This is a genomic window from Stakelama sediminis (assembly GCF_014199335.1).
Taxonomy (GTDB): domain Bacteria; phylum Pseudomonadota; class Alphaproteobacteria; order Sphingomonadales; family Sphingomonadaceae; genus Sphingomonas; species Sphingomonas sediminis.
The window spans coordinates 1,100,856-1,122,223 of record NZ_JACIJI010000001.1; the positions used below are offsets into that span (position 1 = coordinate 1,100,856).

The 21,368-nt window shown below is 60.3% G+C and carries 17 protein-coding genes and 1 tRNA gene; 9 read left to right on the forward strand and 9 right to left on the reverse strand.

Translation table 11 applies throughout. The features are described 5' to 3' along the window. Window positions 1–68 precede the first annotated feature (68 nt). Window positions 69–944 (forward strand): LysR family transcriptional regulator, encoded by an 876-nt coding sequence (locus FHR23_RS05655; RefSeq protein WP_184001896.1) that lies wholly within the window; start codon window positions 69–71, stop codon window positions 942–944. Between the two features lie 28 nt (window positions 945–972). On the opposite strand, the gene FHR23_RS05660 is transcribed toward FHR23_RS05655, so the two are convergent. Both FHR23_RS05660 and FHR23_RS05665 read right to left on the reverse strand, forming a co-directional pair. Continuing rightward, the gene (locus FHR23_RS05660) at window positions 973–1,236 is read right to left on the reverse strand and encodes a hypothetical protein (protein WP_221227348.1); all 264 of its coding nucleotides are present in this window, start codon (window positions 1,234–1,236) and stop codon (window positions 973–975) included. Window positions 1,237–1,478: 242 nt separating this feature from the next. Beyond that, the gene (locus FHR23_RS05665; RefSeq protein ID WP_184001898.1) at window positions 1,479–3,116 is read right to left on the reverse strand and encodes a S10 family peptidase; all 1,638 of its coding nucleotides are present in this window, start codon (window positions 3,114–3,116) and stop codon (window positions 1,479–1,481) included. Between the two features lie 244 nt (window positions 3,117–3,360). Here FHR23_RS05665 and infA point away from each other — a divergent pair, with 244 nt between their 5' ends. The 8 genes from infA to FHR23_RS05705 all read left to right on the forward strand — a co-directional run bounded on the left by infA (window position 3,361) and on the right by FHR23_RS05705 (window position 7,277). Then, on the forward strand, window positions 3,361–3,579 hold the full coding sequence (gene infA / locus FHR23_RS05670) for a translation initiation factor IF-1 (RefSeq protein ID WP_003049127.1): 219 nt from the start codon (window positions 3,361–3,363) through the stop codon (window positions 3,577–3,579). 34 nt (window positions 3,580–3,613) lie between these two features. Next, window positions 3,614–4,198 (forward strand): Maf family protein, encoded by a 585-nt coding sequence (locus tag FHR23_RS05675; RefSeq protein ID WP_184001899.1) that lies wholly within the window; start codon window positions 3,614–3,616, stop codon window positions 4,196–4,198. Continuing rightward, on the forward strand, window positions 4,191–5,177 hold the full coding sequence (locus FHR23_RS05680) for a ribonuclease (protein WP_184001900.1): 987 nt from the start codon (window positions 4,191–4,193) through the stop codon (window positions 5,175–5,177). The genes FHR23_RS05675 and FHR23_RS05680 overlap by 8 nt, the downstream gene beginning before the upstream one ends. Further along, window positions 5,155–5,361: a DNA gyrase inhibitor YacG gene (locus tag FHR23_RS05685; protein ID WP_184001901.1), complete on the forward strand. Its 207-nt coding sequence runs from the start codon at window positions 5,155–5,157 to the stop codon at window positions 5,359–5,361. The genes FHR23_RS05680 and FHR23_RS05685 overlap by 23 nt, the downstream gene beginning before the upstream one ends. A gap of 31 nt (window positions 5,362–5,392) precedes the next feature. Next, window positions 5,393–5,468, forward strand: a tRNA-Phe gene (locus FHR23_RS05690). A gap of 293 nt (window positions 5,469–5,761) precedes the next feature. Then, complete coding sequence (locus FHR23_RS05695; RefSeq protein ID WP_184001902.1) at window positions 5,762–6,277, forward strand: DUF2975 domain-containing protein; 516 nt, start codon at window positions 5,762–5,764, stop codon at window positions 6,275–6,277. Further along, entirely contained in the window at window positions 6,277–6,501 is a 225-nt protein-coding gene (locus FHR23_RS05700; RefSeq protein WP_184001903.1) for a helix-turn-helix domain-containing protein, read from the forward strand. The genes FHR23_RS05695 and FHR23_RS05700 overlap by 1 nt, the downstream gene beginning before the upstream one ends. After that, a complete protein-coding gene (locus FHR23_RS05705; protein WP_184001904.1) occupies window positions 6,498–7,277 on the forward strand; it encodes a hypothetical protein in 780 nt (259 codons plus the stop codon). Before FHR23_RS05700 ends, FHR23_RS05705 begins: the two co-directional genes overlap by 4 nt. A gap of 106 nt (window positions 7,278–7,383) precedes the next feature. Here the strand turns inward: FHR23_RS05705 and FHR23_RS05710 are convergent, their stop codons facing one another. From FHR23_RS05710 to FHR23_RS05740, 7 genes are all read right to left on the reverse strand, one after another. Continuing rightward, window positions 7,384–9,765: a GH92 family glycosyl hydrolase gene (locus FHR23_RS05710; RefSeq protein ID WP_184001905.1), complete on the reverse strand. Its 2,382-nt coding sequence runs from the start codon at window positions 9,763–9,765 to the stop codon at window positions 7,384–7,386. A gap of 29 nt (window positions 9,766–9,794) precedes the next feature. Beyond that, window positions 9,795–10,745, reverse strand: a complete 951-nt coding sequence (locus FHR23_RS05715) for an ROK family protein (protein WP_184001906.1) — start codon at window positions 10,743–10,745, stop codon at window positions 9,795–9,797. Between the two features lie 135 nt (window positions 10,746–10,880). Then, entirely contained in the window at window positions 10,881–13,214 is a 2,334-nt protein-coding gene (locus tag FHR23_RS05720; protein ID WP_184001907.1) for a GH92 family glycosyl hydrolase, read from the reverse strand. Window positions 13,215–13,225: 11 nt separating this feature from the next. After that, window positions 13,226–14,659, reverse strand: coding sequence for a glycoside hydrolase family 125 protein (locus FHR23_RS05725; protein WP_184001908.1), 1,434 nt, complete (start codon window positions 14,657–14,659; stop codon window positions 13,226–13,228). Between the two features lie 11 nt (window positions 14,660–14,670). Beyond that, window positions 14,671–17,028, reverse strand: a complete 2,358-nt coding sequence (locus FHR23_RS05730; protein ID WP_184001909.1) for a GH92 family glycosyl hydrolase — start codon at window positions 17,026–17,028, stop codon at window positions 14,671–14,673. Continuing rightward, window positions 17,025–18,101 (reverse strand): glycoside hydrolase family 43 protein, encoded by a 1,077-nt coding sequence (locus tag FHR23_RS05735; RefSeq protein ID WP_184001910.1) that lies wholly within the window; start codon window positions 18,099–18,101, stop codon window positions 17,025–17,027. The genes FHR23_RS05730 and FHR23_RS05735 overlap by 4 nt, the downstream gene beginning before the upstream one ends. Window positions 18,102–18,199: 98 nt before the next feature. Beyond that, on the reverse strand, window positions 18,200–21,241 hold the full coding sequence (locus FHR23_RS05740) for a TonB-dependent receptor (protein ID WP_221227349.1): 3,042 nt from the start codon (window positions 21,239–21,241) through the stop codon (window positions 18,200–18,202). Between the last annotated feature and the right edge of the window lie 127 nt (window positions 21,242–21,368).

A 21,368-nucleotide genomic window follows, 5' to 3' on the forward strand; every position in this document is an offset into this window, starting at 1 on the left:
ACGCTGCTACCGCATCCGCCATCAATTGAAAAATGGAAGTCGGCAAAAGCATTGTATAGATATCATCTATGATCGACCGTTACCTTCTGCGCTATTTCCTCGCCGTCATCGACCAGGGCAATTTCTCCCGCGCGGCGTCCGCGTGCAGCGTATCGCAACCGACGCTGTCGGTCGGCATCGCCAAGCTGGAAACGGAGGTGGGGCAGGCCTTGTTCCTTCGCACCAACCGGCGCACCGAACTGACCGCAGCAGGCGTGCGTTTCGCCGAACATGCCCGCCGGATCGAACAGGAATTTGCACTGGCGGAGCAGGCAGCCCGCGGCGCCATGCAGACGAATATCGTGCGACTGGGCATATTGTCGACGATCCCGCTTGCTCTGGTGCAACGGGCGCTGAACGTGACATCGGGGCAGTCGATACAGATCGAGGTGGTGTTTGAAGCGGAACGCCGGTTGCTCGCACACCTTGACCGGGGGCGGCTGGATGCGGTGCTGGGACTGGTCCGCGCCGATAGCCCCGGCGGCAGCCTCGCCTTGTTCGAAGAAGGGTATCGACTCGCCATGCCGCCCGGGCATCCGCTGGCGAAGCGTGCAAGCGTTGCTCCGGAAGAACTGGCGGATAATGCGATGATCGTCCGGCGCCACTGTGAGGTATTGAGCCAGACCAGCCGCCATTTCACCGCGCATGGCGTGCGACCGTTCATGGCGGCCCGCGTTACCAGCGATACGCAGGCGCTGGCCTGTGTGCGGGCGGGACTGGGGGTAACGGTAATGCCCGCAAGCTATTGCGGCGAAGGCGTGGCCATGCCGCGGCTGGCGGGGTTCGATCCGGTGCGAACCATCGGCATCCTCCATGGCGCGCGCACGGCGGCGCAGGAACTTTCGGACTCGCTCACCGCAATCGGCACCGCATTGTGCGCGGCGTATGCCGACACCATCCCCTAACGCGGGGATGGTGTCGGCTTAGGCGCAATCACTTTTCTCCGACAGCGCCCGGCGCTTTGCCGCGCACATGGATAACCGCACCGCGATCCGCCCATTGCTGCTTCGTCAGGCAGGTTTGGGGCTGAATGCGCGAACCGGTGACAGCTTCCTGCGTCACGCAATAAAGCGTCTTCCCGTCGCGATGCTCGACAGTCACCTTTGCAGTCTGCTGGTTACTGAGGTCGCCGCGATCCATCGCGAAGGCCGCGGGCGCCGACAGACAGGCAAGTGCCGCAGCGGATGCAATAAACAAGGTACGGAGTGAAGGGGCAAAAACAGACATACAACCTCCCGAGGTCAGATTTTGTCGCGAGCATCATTGCCCGCCCCCGTATTGGTGCATTATGTATGCCATACACTATAAGCTACTGTTTTATTGTATGTTTCTTATTTTAGAAATATTCCACCTTAGTCCTGCACAAATAAAAATGGCACTTTTCACCTGTTATAGGTGAAAAGTGCCATTTTATCTCCGGCGTGAGTGGTCAGTCTGGATCAGTTGTTCAGATTGTCCGTTTTGCGAATGAATGCCACGACATTGTCGTGCAGTTTCTTGAGCGACTCGGCGTGCGCGTACACCATGTGCCCCGACTGATAATAATGATATTCGATATTGCCGCGCAGGCTGTCGGGGATTGGCAGGTGATGCATCTCATACCAGCCCTGATAGAAGGGCGTGGCGAGATCGTAATAGCCGCCGTTGACCATCACCTTGAGCTGCGGATCGTATTTCATCGCCGTGGCGAGATCCGGCATCACGCTGCTGCCCATCGCGGGAATCGACGGCACGCCCGGCGCATCATGTTTCCAGTCCCAATACTGGAACACGTTGATGCTGGGCTTGTACGCCTGATGCTCGCCATAATGCAGGCTGTTGCGCGTATATTGGTTGAAGGCCGAAACATAGGCCGAACTGAGCGCCGCCGACTGCGGGTCATATTCAGCATCTTTGGACAGCGGGTCCATGTCAGGGCCGGAAAAGCGCGTATCCAGCCGCCCGGTGGTCAGCCCGCGCGCCTGTTGCAGTTCCTTTGAATATTCCGGTCCGTCGACACGCAGATCTGCTTTCAGAATGTAATCGACCGGCAGGCCGCTGAAATAGGCGAGTTTCTTCGCCACTGCCTGCTTGGTGGCGGGGTCGATTTCCGACCCCTGCGCCAGTGCGGCCGCATATTCGGTGGTCGCAAACTGTTCCGCCTGTTTCAGAAAGGGTTCCAGTTCCGCCGGACGGCCGCCGGGGACGAGATTATGGTACCAGGCCGTCGCTGCATAGGTCGGCACCTGCACCACATAGCCTTCGACCGCGCCCGGATTGCCCGCCTGAAGTCCGGCGAACAGGTGGAAGTCGAGAATCTGCGACAACAGGATGACACCGTTGAAATCGATATCATCGTCGGTCGTCAGGTCGTTGATCAGCACCGCCGAGCGTGGCGTACCATAGCTTTCGCCGAACAGATATTTGGGCGAGTTCCAGCGATTATATTTGGTCAGGAACGCCTTGACGAATTCGGAAAAAGCATGGGCGTCGGCATCGATGCCGTAAAATGCCTTTTCCTTGTCCTTGCCCGCGATCCGGCTGAACCCCGTACCCGGCGCATCGATGAACACCAGATCAGACGCATCGAGCAGGCTGTCGGAGTTGTTGACGACGCTGTACGGCGCGGCGGGAGTGTGGCTGTCATCCTTTGTCACTACCCGGCGCGGACCGAACGCACCCATGTGCAGCCATACGGTCGAGGAACCGGGGCCGCCATTATAAAGGAAGGTAATCGGACGATCAGGTGACGGCGCACCGTTCTTGAAATAAGCGACGTAGAACATCGACGCTTCGGGAGAAGCATTGGATTTATCGGCAAGATCCTTTGGCGACTTGCTACGCCAGTCGGAATCATCCCATCCCTTCGGATGCACGACAATTGTTCCCGCTTCGGCGCGATAATCGATCCGCTGCCCGCCGACCGTGACGGTTCCGTTGCTGGTAACACTGTGCGGTTTGAAAAGCGAAGGCGGGCCGTCGGCATGCGCCTCATCATGCTTCGCAGGCGGCGGCGTATCCTTTGCCTCGCCCTGTGCCGGAATAGCGATCGCCATCGCCATCGCACTTCCCAGTAATGCCAGCCTGAACCCCTTCATTTGCGTTCTCCCTTGATGCGCAATAATGTTACGATGTTACATATTCGCTCCGGACAGGCAATGCCGCAGCGCAATATTGTCGGAATGCCGATCACTCCCCATATCCTCGGTATTCGAAACAGCATCGGTGCATGCAATCTGCCGTTTGGCCATGGCCGAAGCGGTACAGACCGGTGCTTTTCTTTCCGGCGGAGTCGGAGTAAGGCTCCGCTGCGTATTTCTGACAGATATTGAAGAGGTTTTCTTGGCCAAGGAAGAATTGCTTGAAATGCGCGGACAGGTCGTTGAGCTGCTGCCCAACGCGATGTTCCGCGTCCGGCTGGAAAATGACCATGAAATTCTTGGTCATACCGCCGGTAAGATGCGCAAGAACCGCATCCGCGTGCTGGTGGGCGATGAAGTGCTCGTCGAACTGACGCCCTATGATCTGACCAAGGGGCGTATCACCTATCGCTTCAAGTGATCCGCGCGGACCGGCGTCAGGGAGCGCCCCTGCCATGGCCTATACCCCCGTCCGGCTCGTCCTCGCCTCCACCAGCCCCCGCCGCTACGATCTGCTGACGCGCATCGGCGCGCCGCCCGACCGGTTTGCCGCCCCCGATATCGACGAAGACCCGCACGACGGCGAACGGCCGCGCGACTATGTGCTGCGCATGGCCCGCGAAAAGGCGCAGGCCGTGCAGCGCGACGCGGGTGAAATCGTGCTGGCCGGCGACACCACCATTGCGCTGGGCCGCAGAATCCTCGGCAAGCCTGAGGATGAAGGCGATCTGCGCCGGATGCTGGCGCTGCTCTCCGGGCGGCGGCACCATTGCCTGTCGGCGGTGTGCGTGATCGACCGCGAGGGTCGCGTCCGGGTGCGATTGAGCGATACTGTCGTCGCGTTCAAGCGGCTGACGGCACAGGATATCGACTGGTATACCGCCAGCGGCGAAGGCATGGGCAAGGCGGGTGGCTATGCCATTCAGGGCCGCGCCGAAGTGTTCGTACGCTTCCTATCCGGCAGCCATTCGGGTGTCGTCGGCCTGCCGCTGTTCGAAACGCGCGCGCTGCTGCAAGCAAGCGGATACCGTCTTGGCTGAATGGTGGGTCGAGCGCGGGATCGGGGAAGCCCGCGCCGTGCTGGTCGAACAGGGCAGGATTGCGGAAGCGCGCATCCTTCCCGACACGATGCTGCTTGCCGGAAGCGTGCTGGAGGCGCGCCTCGTCCGGCGCATCCCCGCGCGCAATCAGGGCATTATCGCATGGCCCGATGGCGAAGCGCTGCTGTCACCGCTGCCCCGCAGCGTGACCGAAGGCGCGACGCTCCCCATCGAAATCACCCGCCCGCCGCTGCCCGAACCGGGCAAGCCCAAGCGCGCGCTGGCACGTCCGGCGGCGGCGGACGCAAAACCCGGCGGCCGGCCCGACCCGCTCGCCGGTCTGAACGGGCCGGTACGGATACTCGCCTGGCAGGACAGCGCCCTGTTCGATGGCCATGGCTGGGCGGAATTATGCGAAGAGGCGGAAACCCGCAGCATTGCCTTTCCCGGCGGGGGGCTGACGCTGTCGCTGACGCCTGCCATGACGCTGTTCGATGTGGACGGCGAATTGCCCGCCTTTGAGCTGGCGCAAGCGGGCGCGGCTGCGGCGGCACGGGCAATCCGGCGCCTCGATATCGGCGGGTCGATCGGCATCGACCTGCCCACCGTCGCCGACAAGGCACAGCGGCTCGCGATTGCCGATGCGATCGACGCCAACCTGCCGCAACCGTTCGAGCGAACCGCGGTCAACGGTTTCGGCTTCGTCCAGATTGTGCGGCGGCGCGCGCGCCTGTCGCTGCCCGAACTTCATGCTGGCGACCCGCAGGGCTGGTACGCCCGCGCACTGCTGCGACAGGCGGAGCGCAGCACCGGGACCGGTGAACGCATCCTTGCGGCACATCCGGCGGTGCTGGAGGCAATCGAGGCGATTCCCGACTGGCGCGGGGCGCTGGAACAGCGAATGGGGGCACAGGCGGTCTTGCGGGCCGATCCGGCACTTGCCATATCCGCAGGCCATGTCCAGGCCCGTTTCCCGTGAAAAATGCCCGCTGTGCGGCGATCCCGCCGTGGCGGATCACGCCCCCTTTTGCAGCCGCGCATGCCGCGACCGCGATTTGCTGAACTGGCTGGGCGAAGGCTATCGCCTGCCCGGCACAACCGCGGACGCACAATCACACCTCAATCGCGAAAGCGGGCTGGACAGCGACGACCTGCCCGATTAAGAGGCCCCCTCTCCGGCAGATATGTCGGCGTGCCCAAGTAGCTCAGTTGGTAGAGCATGCGACTGAAAATCGCAGTGTCGGTGGTTCGATTCCGCCCTTGGGCACCATTTTTCCCTTTCGAAGTCATCAGCATGCGCTGACCTTTTCGCTATTTCGGCGACACACAAGCGCTGAACTGCTCCATATTGATGGATGGCCCATGCCAGAAGGCATGCGTTCCCGGAGCTATGCCGGCTGCAAAGCCCAGACCCAAAGTGCAATCAAAACGGGCAGCTATCCCGCTTTATCCATATCCAGGTCATGATGCGTCGACTGGTATGTATCGAGATTCGATAAAATCATTGACTGCGAGCATGATCAAACATATCGTTATTCAATAAGACATTCATTGAGGAACGATATGAAACTCAATGCTCTCACGCTATCGCGCTTGCTGGTTCGTATATTGTTCTGGCTGAATATCGTTCTCGCCGCTGCTTTTGTGGCGCTGCTCCTGTGGTGGAGTGTCAGCCCGCACTGGATCGAGTCGATCCTCGGCGCAAAATATGGTTCCGGTAAAGCGAATGAGATACGCGAACTGATGCAAGCGGCGCTTCTCCTTGGCATTCTTACGGCTGCTCCGGTCGGAATGATTTTGGCGATGCTGTTGCGTATGATCGAAACAGTGCGGGCGGGTACGCCCTTCGTCGCGATCAATGCGCAGCGCCTGCGTCTGATGGGGTGGCTGGTTCTCGGCCTGCAGGTGGCCGACCTTATATTTTCAGCGCTTGGCATCTATGCCGGTAGCCTGCACGCCGACTGGCAAGGATCCACCCCTTCGCTCATGGGCTGGCTGCTGGCACTGCTGCTGTTCGTGCTGGCGCGGATCTTTTCCGAAGGTGTCGCGATGCGCGACGACCTTGAAGGCACTGTATAATGCCCTTGCAGATCAGGCTCGACGAGCAACTGCACCAACAGCGCATGACGCTCACCGAACTGTCCGAACGCGTGGGCATTACGCTGGCCAACCTTTCCATATTGAAGACCGGCAAGGCCAAGGCGATCCGCTTTTCGACGCTCGAAGCGATCTGCCGTGTCCTGCAGTGCCAGCCGGGCGATCTGATCGTGTTCGAAGATGATGAGGAAGAGGGGGCAGTATGATGTGGACTGACATTAAATCCATCTATCGCAGCGCATGGACGTTCATGATTGCCTGTCCACTGCTGTTTCTGATCCCGGTGTTTGTCGAGATGGCTCAGCATGTGGCCGAGATCCATATCGGCATGTATCACAGCCTTGCGAGTGCCCGGGCCGTGGCGGATTCACCGCTGCGCATGACCTTTGCGGTAGCCAAGATCATCGCCCTGATGCTGCCCGGCTATTGGTTCGTCCGCTATCTTGCCGCCGGCAATGACCCGCACGCCGCCCGGCGGATCGAACCGGTCGGGCTGGCTTTATGGTCGATCCTCTTCACGCTCAATCTGACCCTCTCACTCTATTCTCTTTTCGGACCGCCGCTGGGCGAAGCGCTTGGGCTGACGGGATCGGTCGGCACCTATTTCGGAACCGCCGTGTCAGGGGGATGGTCGATTCTCAGCGTCTATCTGTCGGCATGGATCATTGCCTGGACGCTTGGCAACGCGACAATCGGTCCGCTGCGCTCGGTCGCGATTATGAACGGCTATTTCTGGCGTACGGTAGTGTACATGGTGACGGGCGTTCTGCCGCTGATGGTGGTGCACTATGCACTCGGTTACGGTGCGATGGGGTGCCCGAACTGGCTGATCTGGCCGATGCTCATCGTGGATGCATTTCTTGTGGGGATTCTCGCCCTGACCATGACGGCCCCCATCTGGCTGGGGGCACGTCGCGCCGCTGAAGCCAGAGGCGTGGAACTCGCCCCCCATATCGACAGCCTTTCCATGCAGCGCGTCTGATCGACTGCAATGAAGACTGCGGGCAGGGGCATGACCGACAGCCCCCTGCCTTCGCCGCGCAGCGCATAACCGCAAAGGCTGTTGTATCGACTTCGATAGCGAACCCTCAACTGCCGCTAAAAGACGGCGGTAAGAACGAGGACCCCCATTGCTTGTCGGGCATCTTGCCGAGGGTGAAATGCAGCGTACCGCCTTTCGCAACGAACGATGCGGGCAACCAGGCGCGGTCGCTCGATGCACCGTTCACCTTCAGGGCCTGCACATACGGCGAATCGGGTGCTGCTCCATCGGCCTGAATTTCGATCCGGCCATCGGGGCGATCGATCGTTGCGGAAGGAAAGAGTGGGCTGCCGACGATCAGCTCGGCCCGGCCGGGATAGAGCGGATAAAGGCCGAGTGCCGACCAGACATACCAGGAGGACATTTCACCCAGATCGTCATTGCCCGAAATCCCGTCCGGCTGGTTGGTCCAGATCTGCCGCATGGCGGCGCGCACCGTGGCTTGCGTCTTCCATGGCTGACCGACGAAATTATAGAGCCAGGGCGAACCGACCGACGGTTCATTGTCCAGTTCGGCATGCAACGGCCCCGATTTGGTCACCGCCCATTTGCCGTCGGGAGTACGGAAGAACGCGTCGAGCCGGGCTGCCATCGCCTGCTTGCCGCCCAGCGCCTTTGCCAGACCGGCCGGGTCGAACGGCACCATCCACAGATATTGCGCGCCGCTGCCTTCGACGAAACCGTCGTCCGACGCCGGATCGAACTGCGTCCAGCTTCCATCGGCGTTGCGCTGCTGAATATAGCCGCCTTGCGCTGTCGCCTTCGGATTGAACAGGTTTCGCCACCAGCCGGAGCGCCGAAGGAATGCGCGCTCACCTGCCCGGTCGCCAGCATCGCGCGCCAGTTGCGCAAGGCCGAAATCGGCGGCGGTCATTTCCAGCGTGTCCGCCGCACCGCCCCAGCCGGGGGCACCGGCCGGCATGTAATGCAGCTTCAGCCATTGATCGAGGCCGGGACGCTGACCCACGCACAGCACCGGGCATCCCGTATGACTGAGATCGCCGGGTGTCGGAACGGTTGCCGCACGTTTCAGCGAGGCATAGGCGCGCTTCAGATCGAAGCTGCGCCCGCCGAATGCATAGACCGCCGCCAGCGACTGCGGCGACGGATCGCCGTTCATCACACTGGTGGCGCCGGTCAGATGCGTCCAGCGGTCCCACACACCGCCATTCTGGTCGGCCTGATTAAGCAGGGACTGGGCGATATCGGACCCGCGTTGCGGATCGAGCAGCGTGACCAGTTGCAGTTGCGAGCGATAGACGTCCCAGCCGGAATAGTTCGCATATTGCGCATGCTGTCCGGGCGACAACTGGTGCACCTTGCCGTCAAAGCCGCGATAGCGTCCGTCGCTGTCGCTATAGAGATTGGGTTCGAGCAGCGTGTGATAGAGCGCGGTGTAAAAGACGGTGCGGTTGTCGCCGCTGCCACCGGTGATCCGGACCTGCCCCAGCGCGCGGTTCCATGCGGCACGCGCGGCAGCACGGGTTGCGGCCAGTGTGGTTCCCCCCGGGCTTTCCTTGTCCAGATTGGCGCGGGCTCCGGCTGCATCGACATAGGATATGCCGATACGGACATGGACCACCGACGACCGGTCGGGATCGAAGCTGATCCATCCACCGGCCCCCTTGCCCAGCGGCGGATGCCCCTCGCTACCATAGCTGGTGCCGCCCGAGCCATCGGTCGAACCTGTATCGACCTGATCGTCGTGCCAGGTACCGCCCGCTTTGAACGGCTTGTCGAACACCGCTACGAAGTGCAGCGTATAATAGCTCTGGCGCTTGTCCTTCGACAGATAGCCGCAGAAATTGCCGCTGGTCACGGACCCGGTGACGGTGCGATGCGCTGCGTCGATATGGATGGTGGAGGCGGTGCTGCCGACCTCACTGTCCGAGGTCCGGAAGAGCAGGTTCGCGGGTTTATCCTTCGGGAAGGCGAACTGCCCCACCGCCGTGCGGTCGGTTGCCGAAAGATCGGCCTGAACACCATTATCGAGTTTGACCGAATAGGCACCGGGGCTGGCGCTTTCCTTGTCATGCTCCAGAATGCTGGCATACATCAGCCCCGCCTGAACGGACGACGGAGATGTCGTGATCGGCACGGTGACCGGCATGATCGGGATGTCGCCGCTCGCCCCTGCACAGCCCGTTCCGGACAGATGAGTCAGCGCGAAACCACGCACGCCATTATCGCGCCATTCATACCCGCCCGGCGCGGCCATCGGAAACCGCTTGCCGGGAAGCGGCGTTTCTTCCGGGCTGAACGCCACCATGCCGAACGGCATCGTCGCACCGGGATAAAGGTTGCCGCCATTGGTGGTGCCGATGAACGGATTGACCTCAGCCGCCGGATCGGCGGTATCGACATCATGGCCAACGACCTGCATCGGCATCAGCGCCGAAAGCGCAATCAAACCCAGTGTGCGTACCATTCCTATCTCCGGCATTGCTGTCCTGTCGCTTATTCTGCCGCGCGGCGAAGCGGTTGCGCCGCAGCATCAAGGGCGTCGAGCCCAAGCGCGATCGATCCCAGCGGCCCGGCCATCGTTCCCAGCTTTGGTGCCACGATATACGGTCCATCGTCGGGCAAGGGCATATACCCCGCCATGCTTTCCCTCAGCGCTGCATCAACCCGCCCCAGCAGGTGCGGCTGACCGGAAACCACGCCGCCGCCCATCGCAATCCGCAAGGGGCCGGTGGCACAGACCAGATCATGCGCCATGATCGCCAGATAATGAACGATCGCATCCCATATCGGATCGTCGGGCATAAGGTCGGAAATCTCCCGCCCATCCAATCGGGATTTCAACGCCGTACCCGACGCCAGCCCCTCGATACAATCGGCGTGATAACGGCAGACGCTTCGCGCATCATCGCCGGGAAAACGCGGCACGCGAAGATGGCCGATCTCGCTGTGCCCAAGCCCCCGTGTGGGTCGCCCATGCACGATCAGGCCGACGCCGACGCCGGTGCCCACCGTCACATAGGCAAAGTCGTCCATACCGACGCCGCTTCCCCATCGAATTTCCGCGAGCGCTGCGCCGTTGACATCGGTATCAAAACCTATCGGAAGATCGAAATGCGCTTTCAACGTACCAAGCAGGTCCGCATTCGGCCAATGCTCCTTGTTGGTCGCAAGGATGTGGCCAAAACTGTCGGACCTCTCGTTCAGGTCTAGCGGACCGAACGAGGCGATGCCCAGCGCGGAAAACCCCGAAGATCGCTGCCAGTTTTCAAGCGTTTCCACGATGGCCGGCAGGGTTTCCCAAGGCGTGGTGGTGGCAATGGTTTCCTGATCCAGAATCGCATCCGGACCGGTGGCCAGGGTACAGATACATTTGGTTCCGCCCAGTTCGACACCGGCAAGGGGCTGTCTTTCCCGACCAGCGGACCAGGTCGCATCAACGTTCAAAATTTTTCCCCCAACTCGGGCCGGAGCAATACCGGATTACATCAACTGCACCGGACAGGCGCAAAGTGCCTGCCCTGTATCCCGGCAACACCGACCGGTTTTCCTCCACGGCTGTGGACTGGGTGCCGGGTGCCCTCATCCCCGGTTCATCCCGAACGATGGCGGCCGGTCGCGTTTTGCGCTTCCGAAACGCGATGGTTTCGTTCCCATTTCAAACACCAGTTCACCACCGGCAACAAGGTCGGCATGGGCAATCCAGTTCTGCGTCCGACGCTGCCCGTTCCAGCGTACCGACTGAACATACGGGCTGTCGGGACCATTGCCGTTGGCGCGGACGGTCAGCGACCTGCCGTTGCCCAGGCTGACCTTAGCCGTATCGAACAGCGGCGAACCGAATACATAGACTGCGCTTACCGGGTCGACCGGATAGAAACCGAGCGCGGACAGGATGAACCACGCACTCATCTGGCCGCAATCGTCATTGCCGATCACGCCGTCAGGATCGTCCTTGTACATGCTGGTCAGCAGGCGCCGGACCATCGCCTGCGTCTTCCACGGCGCGCCGCAATAGGCATAGAGATAGGCGACATGCTGGTCGGGTTCGTTGCCATGGGCATATTGGCCGACCAGACCGGAAATGTCGGGCGGGGCATTTTTCGGCAGCGTCGAGGGCGCGTTGAACAGCCCGTCGAGCTTTTTCTCGAACACGGCGTCGCCGCCGAAATGCTCGATCAGGCCATAAACGTCATGCTGGTTGAGGAAGGTCGCCTGCCAGCCATTCGCTTCGGTATAATCGCGCCACTTGTCGGGATCGTGGCCGAGCTGAATGGGATCATAGTCTTTCCACCAATGGCCATCGGCAAAACGCGGCCGGGCAAAGCCGATCTTCGCATCGATCACATTCCTGTAATTCTGCGAACGCTTACGCAGCGCCTGTGCGTCTTCGGTGGCGCCGACGGCTTCGGCAAGGTGCGCCATCGCCCAGTCGTCATAGGCATATTCCTGGGTGCGGCTGACCGATTCCCACACCTTGTCGCAGGGGATATAGCCGAGATCGTAGTAGAAACCGCGCCCCAGCGAGCTGTCGGAATCCTTGAAATTGCGGTCGAAGGCGCGCGCCCGGATCTTGGGCCATGCCGCCTTATAGTCTGCCTTGATCCCCTTGACGCTCGCCTCCGCCATGATCGAGGCGGCGTGCCAGCCGATCATCGTGCCGGTCTCCACGCCCTGCAACGGCCAGACCGGCGGACCATAGGGACTTTCGGCCGTCTGACGACACAGATCGCCCACCAGCAGGGCCGCCTGTTCGGGATGCACCAGCGTCAGCAACGGGTGCAACGCACGATAGGTATCCCAGGTCGAATAGGTGCTGAATGCCGCTTCGCCCTTCGGTGCCTGATGCACCTGCCGGTCCAGCCCGACATAGCGCCCGTCGCGATCGGTGAAGAGCGTAGGTGCCAAAAACGCATGATAGAGCGCGCTTGCCATGATGGTGCGTTGCGCCGGTGTTCCTCCCGACACGCGGATACGGTCAAGCAGACCGCCCCAGCGCTTGCGCGCATTGTCATGGGCACGGTCGAAATCCCAGCCCGGCGCTTCCGCGGCCAGCGCTGCACGCGCGCCCGGCACATCGACTGCCGACAGGCCGGTTCTGATCAGGATCGGATCGCCACCGGCATTGTCGAAAAACAAGGCAAGCTTCAGCCGATTGCCGGTGACATCGGTGGCCTCAGCCGACATCGGCTTGTCGTCGTCGCCATAGAACCGGATGCGATCGGGTTTGCGCGACAATTGCATCGCGAAATAGATGTGCCGCCCCTTGGCCCAGCGATTGACCTTACGCCCGCCGGTAATCGTTCCGTCGGGATCGATGGCAAGGCTTGCGTTCTCGACCAGTGCATTTTTCTGTCCGGCATCCCATTTATCGACGACCGCATGGGTGAAATCGATCAGGATATGACCCGGCCCCTCGGCAAAACGATAGCGATGCAGGCCGCATCGCTCGGTAACGGTCAGTTCCGCCTGAACCCCCGATTCCAGCGCCACGCGATAATAGCCGGGTTCGGCATATTCCTGGCTGAAACGCTGACGATAACCCTGTTCTGGATGCTCTTTCGGCCCCGGCGTCAGCATCAGTTTCTGCCGGGTCGGCACTACCAGCACGTCGAGCATGTCGCCAACACCGGTGCCCGACAAATGGGTGTGGCTGAACCCCATGATCGAGCCATCGTCCTGATGATAGCCCGAACAGGCATCCCAGCCGTAATTATTGGTGTCGGGGCTTAGCTGCGCCATCCCGAAGGGCAGGCTGGCACCGGGAAAGGTATGGCCGTGCCCGCCGGTGCCGACAAAGAGGTTGGGGCGTCCTGACGCAGGCGTGGTCGCCGATCGGGCGAGATGCGGCACGCCCGCACCGATTGCGGCCAGTCCGGTGCCTGCAAGAAGCTGTCGGCGGTTGGTGGTGAGCATGGCCATCCCTTTCATATCGTGCCGGAAAGAAGTGCGGGACGATGATCCGCCAGTTCGACGATGAGCTGGCCAAACAAGGCATTCGCCCAGGCGAACCATTTGCGTGTGAAATCGGTGGGATCGTCCTTGTTGAACGATTCATGCATGAAGCCGGTGCCGCCATCCGTCGTCTTCAGCCAGTGCAGGCATTGCCGGACGGTGGCATCATCCTTTGCATTCATGGCATGGGTGATGATCGACATCGGCCAGATCATGTTCAGGCCGATATGCGGCCCGCCTATTCCTTCCGCAGCCTTGCCCCTGAAGAAATAGGGATTGCGGTCCGACCATGCGCGTTCGGCGGTGCGGCGGAACAGGGCATCGTCGCCATCGACCGCATCGATGATCGCCAGACCCGATAGGCTGGGGACATTGGCATCGTCCATGAATACCCAGTTGCCGAACCCGTCAATCTCATAGGCCCAGACCTGCCCGCCCTGGCCATCGGGAATCAGCGCATGGGCGTGCAGCACCGTCTCCACCTCTTTGGCAAGCGCCTCGGCATCGGCCGCCGCCTGTTCGTCCCTGCGCGTCTCCCGGTGAAGCTGCGCGACCTTGCGCAGCGCCGATACCGCGAACAGGTTCGAGGGGATCAGAAAGGGATAGAGGCAGGCATCGTCGGAGGGGCGAAACATCGAATGGATCAGCCCGATCTTGCGTGTCGGACGGCCATAGCCGCTCAGCATCAGGCTGTCGGACGGGACAAACGCCTCGCGCTGGAAATGATAGGGGCCGGGACCGTGCAGGCGCTGCTGCACCCGAAAGGTTTCCACCGACAGTTTCGCCGCCCGGCTCCAGGTGTCGTCGAACGGCGTCTTGTCGCGCGTACGCATCCAATAGCTGTGCGCAAGCCGCATCGGATAGCATAGCGAATCGATTTCCCATTTCCGCTCGGCCACGCCGGGCTTCATGTCGGTCCTGTCCTTTTGCGACCAGTCGAGGTTCGACATGGCGCCGGGATCCTTCATGAACGCATTGGCATAGGGGTCGATCAGGATGCAGCGCGCCTGACGCTGGATCAGCCCCTGAAACATCTGCCGCAGCTTCGCGTCGCGCGCCGCGAGATGGACATAGGGCTGCACCTGTGCCGAACTGTCGCGCAGCCACATCGCGTCGATATCGCCGGTGATGACGAAGGTATCGGGCTTGCCGTCGACCATGCCCAGCTCGACCGTGGTGTCGAGCGTGTTCGGATAACAATTCTCGAACATCCATGCGAGTTTGGGATCGGCGATCTTCGCCTTCACCCGCGCAATTTCCGCCTCGATGGCGGGGCTGGTGAAGTTGCGTTTCGCCAGCGGCGGGCGATTGCTGGTCCGTGCCGCCGCGCGCGCCATCGACGGCAGGGCTGCGCTGAGTGTCAGCACGCCCGTTCCGGCCATGATCTCGCGTCGGCTGGGGGTCATCGCGCTCTTCTTCATTTGGCCGGTGCGCTCATCGAAAAGGGCACGTCGGCGGGCGACGCCCCCCATTGCTTGTTCGGCTTCGGCCCCATGACGAAGGTCAGCGCACCGCCCTGTTCCAGTGCATCGTGGGTCAGATAGGTCCTGGCATGCGGCTTGCCGTTCAGCGTCACCGACTGAATGTAGACATTGGCCGGGCTGTTATTCTGCGCATCGATGGTCAGCGTCTTGCCGCTCGGCATGGTCAGCGTGACATGGCGGAACAGCGGGCTGCCGATCGCATATTGGCCGCTGGCGGGCGTGACCGGATAGAAACCCAGCGCGGAAAAGACATACCAGGCCGATGTCTGCCCATTATCCTCATCCCCCGGATAGCCGTCCGGGGTCGCCGAATAGAGCTTCTTCATCACGTCGCGCGCATGATATTGCGCTTTCCACGGCGCGCCTGCCCAGTCGTACAGATAGATCATGTGCTGGATCGGCTGATTGCCATGGGCATATTGACCCATATCGACAATCTGCATTTCGCGGATTTCGTGGATGACCTGTCCATAATAGCTGTCATCGAAAACCGGCGGCGTGGTGAAGACCGAATCCAGCCGGTCGACGAACTTCTGCCGACCGCCCATCAGGTTGATCAGTCCCTGCACATCCTGCATCACCGCCCAGCTATAATGCCATGCATTGCCTTCGGTGAACGCATCGCCCCATTTGAACGGGTTAAACGGCGTTTCCCACGATCCGTCCCGATTACGCCCGCGCATCCATCCGCTCGCGGGATCATAGAGCTTGCGGTAATTCTGGGCATGCTGCGCATAGAATGCCGCGTCTTTCGTCTTGCCCAGCGCCTTTGCAAGCTGCGAGATCGAAAAATCGGCCGTGGCATATTCCAGCGTGCGCGCGGCATTTTCGTTGATGCCGACATCATAGGGGACATAGCCCAGCTTGTTGTACCAATCGACGCCTTCGCGCCCGACCGCGCTGATGACATTGCCCTTCTTGTCGGTCGGTCGTCCCTTGTCGGTGGTCGCGTTCTTGATCATCGCGTCATACAGCGCGTTGACGTCGAACCCGCGCACGCCGTTGATATAGGCGTCGGCGATGATGTTGGCGGAGTTGGAGCCGATCATCACGTCGCGATAGCCGGGACTTGCCCATTCGGGCAGCCAGCCACCTTCCTTATACGTGTTGACCAGCCCCTGCATCATCTGGCTGTCGCGTTCAGGATACATCAGCGCGAAGAAAGGAAATACCGCTCGCCAGGTGTCCCAGAACCCGTTGTCGGTATACATGTAGCCGGGGTGCACTTTCCCGTCATAGGGGCTGTAGTGCACCACCTTTCCCTGCGCATCATATTCAAAGAATTCGCGCGGAAACTGCAGCATCCGGTACAGCGCGGAATAGAAGGTGCGGCGGTTGTCGAGATTTGGGTCATCGACACGCACCTTCGCCAGTTGTTTTTCCCAGGCCGCCTTGGCCTTTGCCTCGGTCGTGTCGAAACTGTCGCTGCCGATCTCCCGGTCGAGATTGCGTTCGGCCTGCTCCGGACTGATGAACGACGAGGCAACCTTGACATGCACCTGTTCGCCCTTGGTGGTTCTGAAGCTGACCACCGCGCCGACATGGTCGCCTTCGCGCGACGTATCCGCCGTCACCTGCCCATTATCGTCCCAGGTACGCGTGACAGTGAAATCATGGTCGAACTGCGCAACGAAATAATTGTGGAAGTTCTTCGGCACGCCACCATGGTTGTTGCGGACATAGCCGATGATCCGGCGTTTCTCCGGCTCGATCTTCACCATCGAACCGCCCGCATAGCCGTCAATCAGGATATGGGCGTCATCGCTTTTGGGAAAGGTGAAGCGAAACTGCGCCGCGCGCGCGGTCGGCGCGACTTCCGCCGTCACGTCATAATCGGCGAGATAGACCTTGTAATCATAGGGGTGAGAGACTTCCGCCTTGTGGCTGAACCAGGAGGCGCGATCCGCTTCCTTGATTTTCAGCGGGCCGGTTTCGGCGAACAGCGCAAAGGCCGCATAGTCGTTCATCCACGGGCTGGGCTGATGAGTCTGTTTGATGCCGTTTATCTTGTGCGTTTCATAGGTATAGCCCCAGCCGCTGCCCATCTTCCCCGTCACCGGCGACCAGCTGTTCATCCCCCACGGCACCGCAATTGCGGGGTACACATTGCCATAGGATAATTCGTAACTGTTGTCGGTGCCCATCAACGGGTTGATGAGATCGACCAGTTGCGGTTGCGGCGACGCCGCCTGCGCCTGTGCAGTCCGGGCCTCAGCCGCCGGTGCAAGCGCGCTTGTCGCAATCAGAGCGGCGGCGGCGCAATTCAGCGCGGTGGATGCAATCAGCTTCATTTCGTCGAAACTCCCCCTCGTGCCGCGGCTGCGGGCAGCGGCCTGGGCATGACGCCCCTGTTTGTCATCTTGACGGGCGCAATCGTCCCGTCGGGATTGAAGTGCATCCGGTCGATCGCAAGCTGGCGGTGTTCCCCCTTGTCATCGCCAAGCGGGCGGCGATGATAGACGATATACCAGTCATCGGTGCCGGGCACGTTCACCACCGAATGATGCCCCGCCCCGCGCGCGATCCTGAAATCCTGTTTCAGGATCTTGCCCATCGGCTTGAACGGCCCGGTCGGGCTCGGCCCCATCGCATAGGCGACGCTGTAATCGGGGCCGGTCCATGCACCTTCGGACCACATCAGATAATAGACGCCCTTGCGCTTGATCAGGAATGAACCCTCGACATAGCCCGGCGGCGTAATCTCCTTGTAGATGGAGCCGTCGGGAAATTCCTCGACATGGCGCAAATCGGGCGAAAGCCGCACCACGTTACAATGGCCCCAGCCGCCATAATAGAGGTAGATCTGCCCGTCATCGTCGCGATAGACGAAGGGATCGATCGGCTGCGCGCCATTGTGGAACGCGCCGATCAGCGGATGGCCCAGCGCATCCCTGAACGGCCCGCCCGGATGATCCGAAACCGCCAGGCCGATCCCACCCGTTTCCTTGTCGTTCTGAATATCATTGGCGCCGAAGAACAGATAATATTTGCCGCCGACCTCGATCGCTGAAGGTGCCCAGACGGCATAGGCCGCCCACGGCACATTGGCGACATCCAGCACATGCTCATGCTTCGTCCAATGCACCAGGTCCGGGGAGGAAAAGGCATTGAAGAACGTCTGTTTCACATAGGATGGGCGAACGTGATGGCGGCGACGCGCCGCCATCTGTGCGGGCGTGAAATGCGCCGACACGTCCGGTTTTTTCCAATCGTCGGAATAGGTCGGATAGATCCAGTATTGATGATCGAAAATGCGGATTTCCGGATCGGCATACCAGCCGGGCACGATCGGATTCTTCGCAGATGCACTGCCGGGCAACGCCAGCATCCATGCGGCAAAGACTATCGTGCAAAGCGTCCTCATGAAACCTCTTGGGCAAACAACGGGTCGATGGGCATGGACGCAGCGCCGGGCCGGACAGGAGTTGCCTCTCATTGCCGACACCGCGCCCATCGCCTTCCTCAGAACTTGAAGGAAAGCCCCATATAGAAGCGACGACCCGAATAGCTGTTCGAAATGAACCGGTCTTTGGTGTCGTTGCCGAGATGCGAACGCTGTTCCGACTTGGTCAGGTTGATCACCGACGCCGTCAATTGCAGGTTCTTGAAGAAGTTGTAGGAAGCATTCAGGTCGACCTGCTCATACGGGTCCTGATACACGTTCAAACCCGACTGAATGCCACCGACCACTTCGCCGCGCCGGTTATAGGACGCACGCAGCAACAGCTTGCTGTTTTCATAGAAAACCGATGCGTTGACCTGCGTCTTGGCGCTGCCAACGAGCGGCGAGGTGCCGACCTTCGTACCGTTCAGGCTGATATCGGCGACGGAGGTATCGTTATAGGTAAAGTTAACCTGCGCGCCCAGACCGAAAGGCAGGGTGTGCTGGGCATAAAGTTCGACGCCCTGCGATACCGCGCTCGAACCGTTCGCCTGTGTCGAATATTGCTGGATCGTAACCGTCTGGCCAGCGACCTGCTGCTGCACATCAAGTACAAGCGGCACGATGAAGTCGGACACGTCCTTGCGGAACAGGGTCCCGCCCAGCACCGAACCGGGATGGAAATACCATTCCACACCGACATCATACTGCCATGCCTTGAACGGCTTCAGGTCGAAGTTTCCGCCGCTTCCGAACCAGCCCGGTAAGGCCCCGAACTGCGCACGGTCATAGACGAATGCGTCGGAATTGAAGGTCAGGTTACGCGATCCGGCAAGATCGCCATAGCCGGGGCGCGACATCACCTTGGAAACTTCACCGCGGATCAGCAGGTTGCGGGTCAGGTCATAGGAAATGTTAAAGCTCGGCAGGATGTCAGAATAGCTCTTGGCCTCGCTGTTCGGGCTATACACACGCCGTTCGCGCTGGCTTTGCGGAAGCACCAGACAGTTGCCGTCCGGACCCACCGGCGGCGGCACAAACGGATCCCCGTTCGTGTTCACACAATAATCGTCTTCATAATAGATGACGTCGGTGGAAACACCCGATTGCTTGGTATTGACGAAGCGAACGCCAATATTGCCGCGCAACCTGTCCGTTTTGTAGTTGAGTTGCGCATATCCGGCCCAGATCCGTTCGTTGATATCATATCGATTCTGCGGCTGGGGAACACGAACCGGCCCGTTATAGGTCTGGTTCAGATAGGCCAGATAATTGTCCATGTTGAACGCCGGGAAGACGTTCGTCGTAAAGCCCCCGGCAATATTGCCGATCGGCTGGCTCAGAAAAAATCCGGGCTGGGTAACAGCAGCACCCGCAGTGTCCTGATAGCGAAGCGTATTGGCATCATCCGAATACCAGTCGAATTCACCGGTCGTCCGCTGGACGAAGCCGTCACGCCATTTGGCCCCGACCTGAATCGAATCGATGAAGCTGTCGAAATGGCGGGTAATGTCGATCTGCGCATAGCGCTGCTGAATGATACTGTTGGTATAGCCCGACCCGGTCGAACCCAGATCGACCTGCGATATGCCGTTCATCAAATTCTGCTGCAGGTCCGGCGAAAACTGCATTGCCACCGACTGGTTGGTGAACGACCACTGGCTCAACAGATTGCCGTTGACGTTTCCGTCAAAGCCGGAACCGGTCACCATGCGCGGTTTCGCCTGCGCAAAGAATTGGAAAGACGGGCCGCCGGTGGCCCTGGTCTTGCCCAGCTTGAAGGAAACGTCGAGCCGCCCGACATTCCATTCCCCATGTACGTCATAGGTGCTGGAGACGGTTTTTTCGCGGCTGTAAGAACTCTGCATCGCCGGCGTTTCCATCGTACATGGGTTGGGATGGTCCGCCGTGGCTGTCCGGCATCCCGTACCGTCTGCGGGCACCTGAAACGTGGCCGACTGAAGGATAGTGCCGCTTGGATCAAACGTCGCGTTGGTGAAGAAGTTGCCATATCCCCATTCGGGGATTTTGAGGGTATTGTTGACGTAGTCGCCATCGAGCTGGAACCGGAAATAGTTCGCGGTGATGGTCAGATTGTCGAACGGCCGCATCTGCGCGGTCGCCTGAATGCCCAGCCGTTTACGCTGCTGGATAAATACCGACTCGTCCACCGACTGCGGCGCCCAATAGCCATTATAGTGCGTACCATCCTGAGTGGTCGTACCACCGCCGCCCCAATAGGAAATCGCGTTATCGTCGGAATAGGTGTTGCCGTTGACGTCCGTCGCCGGTGTCGCACTGGGATCATCGGCCCACCAGTGCCAGCTTTCGGTATTCGCACCCAGCGAGCGGTTGGTGCGCTTCTGATAGGTAGCACCGACAAGGAAGCCGAGGGTCTTGTCGGCATTGTGCCAGGACAACAGGCCGGAGATTTGCGGTTCCACCTTATCGGTAACGTCCGAATAGGTACCCTCGACCGAGATATTGCCGGACCAGGGTTTCAGGTCGAACGGCTTGCGGGTGTGCATGATGATGACACCGCCAACGCCCCCTTCATCCAGCCGCGCTTCGGGCGATTTATAGACGTCGACGCTGGCGATCAGGTTCGACGGCAGCAACAGGTAATTGAACGAACGTGACGGATCGCCGTCATCGGCAGATGCAATGAAATTGCCGTTAAGTTCGGTCAGCGTGAGGTCGGAGCTGAGCCCGCGAATACTGACCCTGCTTCCTTCGCCACCGTCGCGCGAAATGATGACGCCGGGAACGCGCTGTAGTGAATCAGCAACATTCTTGTCGGGAAACTTGCCGACATCTTCTGCGGTGATGACATCGATAAAGGCATTGGCCTCACGCTTCTGCTCCAGGCTGGCCTCGATCGACTGCCGATACCCGGTGACGACGATATCGTTGCCCTGTTGCGTCGCGGCGACGCCCTGCGTCTGCGCTGGCTGCGTCGATTGTGTGGATTGCTGTGTCTTGGTCTGGTCTTTCGCCGTGGTCGTCTGCGCATGCGCAACACCGGAAAAGCCGACAACCATGCTCGCGCTCACCATCAGACTGCGGATCAACCGTGCGCGCGCATTGCTTTTTGGCAGATAAACCTGTCGTGCCCTTTTCATGTAATCCCTCCCATTCTTAGGAGCTTTATCGCTCCGGCTTTTATTCTGAGACGGCTCTCAGCGATGCTCGCCAACCCGTCGCCTCATGACTTCAGAATATTAAAAGCAATTTGTCAAATAAATGTTT